The sequence below is a fragment of the Streptomyces sp. WELS2 genome, from assembly GCF_013870595.1.
In the GTDB taxonomy this organism is placed as follows: Bacteria; Actinomycetota; Actinomycetes; order Streptomycetales; family Streptomycetaceae; genus Streptomyces.
The window spans coordinates 1-1,340 of sequence record NZ_JACBWZ010001251.1; the positions used below are offsets into that span (position 1 = coordinate 1).

At 74.9% G+C, this 1,340-nt stretch carries 2 protein-coding genes; both read left to right on the plus strand.

Features of this window, described 5'->3' with window-relative positions; translation table 11 throughout:
* Positions 1 to 690, plus strand: a 690-nt coding sequence (locus H5J33_RS35460) for a hypothetical protein (RefSeq protein ID WP_181798749.1), incomplete at its 5' end; no start/stop codon positions are given.
* 139 nt (positions 691 to 829) lie between these two features.
* The coding region (locus H5J33_RS35465; protein ID WP_181798750.1) for a GNAT family N-acetyltransferase at positions 830 to 1,340 on the plus strand (511 nt) is incomplete at its 3' end.

Below are 1,340 nucleotides of genomic sequence, written 5' to 3' on the forward strand. Positions count from 1 at the left end.
ACCGGCGGCGGCGACTTCCCCGACCCGCGGGCCGAGGAGCCGCCCGAGGACCTCCTCGACCGGGTGGACCCGGACCAGGCCGTCGCCTGGCTCACCCTGCACCACTGGGAGATGGCCGCCGTCGCCATGCTCGACCACGCCGCCGTCCGCACCGCGCTCGACACCGGGACCCGCACCCGCCTCTTCCGGACCCTGCGCTCGGTCGAGGAGGACTCCGGACACGACTTCAAGTGCCTGGCCTACGCCCTGCTCGTCCTCGACGAACCCCTCGTCGTCCTGCACCGCCCCACCGGCACCGGCTACGCCATGCGCATGACCGGCATCGGCGACAACTTCCAGCTGCACACCCTGCTCGCCGACGTCCTCATAGGCGGCGGCCACCTGCCCGGCCGCGCCCCGTCCGCCGAGGAGGCCGCCGTCTGCCGGGACCGGCCCGGACAGGTGGACACCACCGGCTCCTTCAACCTCGTCACCCCCTCCGGCGAGTGGGTGTGGAACGAGGGCACCCCCGCGGACATCCCCGTCGTGGACGGCGTACGGCTGCTCGTGCTGGACCCGCCGCCGTACGAGCGGAGCTGGCCCGCCGGCCGCTTCTTCCCGCACATGAGGGGCGACCTCGTCCTGGAACGGGTGCTGGACGAGGACGAGGCCGGACGGCTGCTCGCCGGCTGCGTCACCCGGAACGGCTGACCGGGGCGTTCACCCGCCCCACATCCGCGCTCCCGGCACCGGTCACGCGCACGCCAACCGGCATCGGAAGAACAGGAGCGGAGGGCCGCGCACACCGGGCCCGCCGCCCCTGCCGACCGGCCCGTGCCCAGGAGTAGCCATGACCGGCGTTCCCACCCTCGACCGTCCCCCGCAGCCCGCGGCCCCCGCCCGCTACACCGTCACCCTCGCCCGCGACGAGGCCGACGTGCGTGCCGCGCAGCGGCTGCGGCACGACGTCTTCGCCGGGGAGGTGGGAGCCCTGCTGGCCACCCCCGAACCGGGGCACGACATCGACGCCTTCGACGCCTACTGCGACCACCTCCTCGTCCGCGAGGAGACGACCGGGCAGATCGTCGGCACCTACCGGCTGCTGCCGCCCGAGCGGGCCGCCGTCGCCGGCCGGCTCTACTCCGACGGCGAGTTCGACCTCACCGCGCTCGACGCGATCCGGCCGGACCTGGTCGAGGTCGGCCGCTCCTGCGTCCACCCCGACCACCGCGACGGCGCCGTCATCGGCCTGATCTGGGCCGGCATAGCCCGCTACATGACCGACCGGGGCCACGAGTGGCTGGCCGGCTGCTGCTCCGTACCGCTCGCCGACGGCGGCGCCCTCGCCGCCGGCACCTGGC